Below are 5,214 nucleotides of genomic sequence, written 5' to 3' on the forward strand. Positions count from 1 at the left end.
AAACACCTAATTACGTGCACCAATGTGCCGCTTAAAAACAAATATTAATCCGTAGCCGTATTTTAGGACGTGACATTTAAAAAATATGAGAATATTATTATTTATAATTACATTATTGTTAACCGTAGGCGCATCATTTGGTCAACAACCAGTAATTAATAGCGTTACATTAGAAATTTGTAATGCTTTATCTAATTCTAAAAAATCCCCTGAAGAATTATCATATGAAGATTCAAGAAATATTATCAAGAATGCCATAAGTATAAATTCTTCTGATTGGATAAGTGAAATAAATAATTTTAAAAAAAAGACTGGCCAGCCAGAACTAGCGTATTACGAATATTTCCTGCATATATTGCGGATTGATTGTCCTAATTTCAGGAGAATAGAAGATAAATTCGAAAAAAAATCATATACAAATGATAAGTCAAAATTGCTTCACTTAAAAGCAAAAGAATTTGTAATCGGTTTACAAGATAATCTGAAAAATATTGACTTAAAAAAGTTGGTAAGTAATAATATCGAAAAGAATAATATTGAAAATCTACTAAACTTAAGTAAAGTTGAAATAAATAAATGTAAAAGAACTTCAACTTTTTATATTATGCTAATTCATACTAATGGCTATACTTATCGAGTGACATACATTGATTATTTGACAACTGAAAGCGAATTTCAAATTGACATTATATTTAACGATGATACTGATTTATTAATAGACAATTTGATTATTAAAAGCAAAAATCAATTAATGAAAGAATTGAAAGAACGGATAGATTTCAATAAAAAAGTAAAAAGTGGAAAAATTAATATACCTCCTCCTCCACCAAATATCAACAAATAAAACGCACTACAACAATACCTAAACGTAATACGGTCTTTAGGGCTAAATCGAAAGGTCTGTGTATATTTATAAAGTCGCTAAATCTTATGGATTTAGCTTTGGAAAAGAAAAAATAAAACTAAACAATTAGCTTTAGCTTTGTGCGTAGACGGAAACGAAAATGTTTCCTTGCCTCCGCACTACGCTTAGCCGAGCCGTTGTAACTAATTACGAAACATTGAAGGGAAATAAATATAATATTAGAGTAGCTTATGGTTCAATAGGAGTAATATTATTTTTTATTTTACTTATTGTTAAGCTTACCAACACTTATTTTTCATTGGATATTAAAGATTCTGATTTGATAACCTTCAAGGGAGAACTAATTGACGTAAAAAAATTGTCCGACGGAGGTGTAAAAAAAAATTATTACTACGAATTAAAACTAAAAGGTCGCAATAATACTTTTCAAATTAATGGTTTGTCATATGATTTACTTAGTGATAATGATTTAAACTCAATTTTTATGATAGGGCATCAATTTGAAATAAGTACGACACAAGACGAATTATTAATATCCGAAAATAAAAGGCTCAAAGATATTGTTCTGAATAAGATATTTATATGGAGGGAAAAACCTAATGTATTTCAATTAAAAGCGAATCATACATTATATTTTAATATTCAAGATTATAATACAGAAAAAAAAGAAGCTGCAATCAGTAATCTAAAATGGGGTATTCCGATAAGTATATTTGCTATTGCTTTTTTTGGTTTAATGGGCTATGCTAATTGGAAAACTAGATTTGAATATAACTAGTTACAACACTATATATAGCAAATAGGGCTGGTTATTGTTTAATCAAAAGGTTGTTTTTTATTTGCTGTGTCCCCAAATCTTTTGATTTGGCTTTATGATAAAAAAGATAAATCAAAATGCAAAAGTTTGGCTTAGTGCTTAACCGAGAATAACCTTTTATTTTCTGCCCTAAATGCCATATATTTAACGTTGTGCAACATTTTGCAAAAATTAAACCTTGAATGAAAAATAACCCTTTAGATGATATTTTAAAGACAATTGAAATTCATGATAAAATAGTTGCTGAATCGGCGGAGTTAGATGATAAATCTAAAAGGGCGATGTTAAACTTTTCTTCTTACACAAAACGACTTCTAACTACTCAGGAAATAGGTAGAAAATTGAATTCTTATCAACGAAAATCTGCAACAAGTGAATTCTTAAACTATTGGAATTATAGCATAAGTCCTGATACGGAAAAATTTTGGGAAACAATAAAAGCTAATGGTATAACAATCGAAAGGAAAGACCCTTTTAGGTTTGCATTAGAGAAGAATAGATTCATTCGAGTGGAGTTAGGAATTGGAGCTCGAAAATATTGGACGAAATTAAAAACACTAAAAGCAATAACGGATAGATTCTCTGAAACTGAAATTTCCAAAATTGGCGAAATAATTACGGAAGATGAAAACAAGCGAATTGGAATTCTAAAAAAATGTTTAGCCAAAAAAAATATTCCTAAAAGCCAATATTTAAAGTTTGGAGAATGTTGGGCATATTTTACAAATACTGGACTTTTTGCAAAGTATATGAGTGAAAAGGAGGTAAATGAGCTTTATGTAATATGGAAAAACTTTAAATCATAACGCAGAAAAAACGTTGCACAACAATGCCTAAACGCAATGCGAGATTTTGGGCTAAATCGAATGGTCTATGTATATTTACTATGCCGCTAAATCTTTGGGATTTAGCTTTAGACAAGAAAAATAAAAACTAAACCAAAAGCTTTAGCTTAGTGCTACGGCGGAAACGAAAGGTTTCCTTACTACCGCACTACGCTTAGCCGAGACGTTGTAAAACATTTAAACAAACCTTATCAATAAATGAATATTAACGAAAATATCCTTAAAGAATTAGATGATGAATTGACAAAGGAAATTCGTTCAAAACAAAATTATATTCTCGAAAAACTAAGGGTTAGACTAAATCAAAAAAGTTATAGTTTTCAAAGATTTAATGGTTTATTTGGAGGTAAAAACAACACTTATGTTGATAGCGTAAGAACTCAATTCTCAGACTTCAATGATTTCTATTCACAATGGCTTAAAGGTTTAATCGACCAATATGAAAAAAGAAGAATTTGGGGACCACAACCAAACCACAATGCTCAATTACTAAAAGACAATGAAATTGAAAACTTTGTTCGTTTATTTTTAGAAAGAAATTTTTATAGAAACTTAAAAGCGAGAACCAGATTAAAGCCGAACGAACAACTTTGGTCTATATGGTTTGGTTATAAGGTGATTTTTGGATTATTAATTGCACCAAATTTCGAGGAAAATCAATGGATAATTGATAAAAGCGAGATTAGAAGAGCTGATTATGAATATTGGACAATCGGACACGTTTTTAAAGAAGGATTGATTGATAACGATTCGAGTAAGTCTTTGAAAATTAATAATCTCGAGCAATTTGAAAGCATATATCTTTCAATTCTCAAAAAGTTGTCCAGTTCGAACTATGAAAAAGAAATTTATGATAGATATGTTGAATATCTTCATAATTCAGAAGATTTAGAGAGTGAGCCATTCCTTATACCTGAAGTAAGATATTTAGGGTTAGAACATAAACATAAATATAGACTTGATTTCACAGTTCTCAATCCTCACACATATCAATATACCGGATTTGAAATAAGCCCATCTTCATCACATATGAGTGTTAGCGGATATAAAGAAAAACAAAAAGAAGTTAACAAAGAGCTGAGTGAGAAGTGGCATAAAGAAATGACAAAGAGAAACGATTATTTCGATAGTTTCGAAATTACCACAGTTACATTCACAGAACAAATGTTGGAAGATTTTGATTCTTGTTGGAAAGTAATTGAAGAAAAATTAAAAGCAAGGTCAGAAGAGAAAACAAGTATTTTAGACCAAATGACAAGAATAAGCGGAATATAAAAACGTTTTACAACAATGTATATAAAAAATAGCGCAAGTCGTTGATAACACAAAGGTTTGGGCATTTTTAGGAAGTCGCCAAATTTTTAAATTTGACAAATTCCCAAAAATAAAATAATTAGTAAAATTTAAAAATTCGGCTTGTGTTTAATCCGAATAGATAACGCTTATTTTCAGCGCTACTTTTCATATACAAGACCGTTGTAGCACATTTGACCAAATCAATGAACAGACTATTAATCATCATATTTTTTGCCTTTAATTTTTCTTTTGGACAATCGATTCAGCACGAACCGAGAAAATCATTTGTAGCAACTTTAAACGTTCCTCAAAACACAAGGAATAGTAATGACGCCTTTACAAAGTTTGCATTAAAGAACAACCTAAAACAAATTCTTTGCTTTAGAGATGGACAAATTTCATCGGACATCAACTTTGACAAAAACGGAAAAGTTATAACCATAATTGAGAATGATAACACAATTATCAACAAGAGCGAATATCAATATGATGAAAAAGGGAGAGTTATCAAAACATCACATTATTCGCCAAATGGAGATTTTAAATATGGCTATGAATATGAGTACTTGAAAGATACAAAGCTGACTTATGAAAATCCTGGAAGAATACTTAAAAACAAAGCCATTTTTATAAAGAACAAAAACCAAAAGATTTCAATCGATTACGGAACCGACAAAGAAATTGTTTCCAAAGAAATAGAAATATTTAATGCAAATGGAGAATTAAAACAAAAACAGGAATTTTCAAACGACAAATTAAACCGAGAATTCATCTTTTATTCAAAAGACGGAGAAAAATACGAAGACAAAATATTTTACCCTGAAAACAGAGAAAAAATTGTAGAGACAAAAAAAATATTGGATAATGATGTGATTGACAAAAACGGAAATACAATCATTAACTATTCTGGCGATTTTAAAGTGTCTGAACACAAATACAATTCCGCAAACCAATTAATCTCATCTGACTTTTATTCAACGAAAAATGGACATTGGAAAAATGAAACTTACGAATATAAGAATGATACGATTTTAATAAATAAGTCAGAAAATTACATTTTAAAAGGCAAAATAAAATCTTATCAATTCATTTACAATAACGCCGGAATTTTAGAAAAAGTAATTAAAATTGACGGAACTGAAAAAGAAATATTTGAGTATAAATATCAACTGAACGAAAAATAAAAACGTGCTACAACAACGTATAAAATTAATTGCTTGATGCGAGCTTGCTTACGAAAATCCTCGCGGATTTTCTATTCAATTTGTATTTGCTAAATTCGTTGCTTAACCACGCAACTAATCTTATACAAGACCGTTGGCAGTAACTTACCTAGTAAAAAAAAGAGAACCTAAGCGCTTCCCTCCTTTTTTGTTGTTTACCCTATAGTT

The 5,214-nt window shown here is 29.5% G+C and carries 5 protein-coding genes; all 5 read left to right on the forward strand.

Annotation, left to right across the window (positions count from 1 at the left end; translation table 11 throughout):
* Positions 1-85 precede the first annotated feature (85 nt).
* The 5 genes from Q0856_RS17725 (at position 86) to Q0856_RS17745 (ending at position 5,007) form a co-directional block, all read left to right on the forward strand.
* Complete coding sequence (locus tag Q0856_RS17725; RefSeq protein ID WP_298507141.1) at positions 86-844, forward strand: hypothetical protein; 759 nt, start codon at positions 86-88, stop codon at positions 842-844.
* 217 nt (positions 845-1,061) lie between these two features.
* Positions 1,062-1,643: a hypothetical protein gene (locus tag Q0856_RS17730; protein ID WP_298507143.1), complete on the forward strand. Its 582-nt coding sequence runs from the start codon at positions 1,062-1,064 to the stop codon at positions 1,641-1,643.
* A gap of 221 nt (positions 1,644-1,864) precedes the next feature.
* Entirely contained in the window at positions 1,865-2,488 is a 624-nt protein-coding gene (locus tag Q0856_RS17735) for a hypothetical protein (protein WP_298481462.1), read from the forward strand.
* Positions 2,489-2,725: 237 nt separating this feature from the next.
* Positions 2,726-3,802: a hypothetical protein gene (locus Q0856_RS17740; protein WP_298507145.1), complete on the forward strand. Its 1,077-nt coding sequence runs from the start codon at positions 2,726-2,728 to the stop codon at positions 3,800-3,802.
* Between the two features lie 224 nt (positions 3,803-4,026).
* Positions 4,027-5,007 (forward strand): hypothetical protein, encoded by a 981-nt coding sequence (locus Q0856_RS17745; RefSeq protein ID WP_298507146.1) that lies wholly within the window; start codon positions 4,027-4,029, stop codon positions 5,005-5,007.
* The last annotated feature ends 207 nt before the right edge of the window (positions 5,008-5,214 follow it).

The sequence above is a fragment of the uncultured Maribacter sp. genome (assembly GCF_947496775.1).
Taxonomy (GTDB): domain Bacteria; phylum Bacteroidota; class Bacteroidia; order Flavobacteriales; family Flavobacteriaceae; genus Maribacter_B.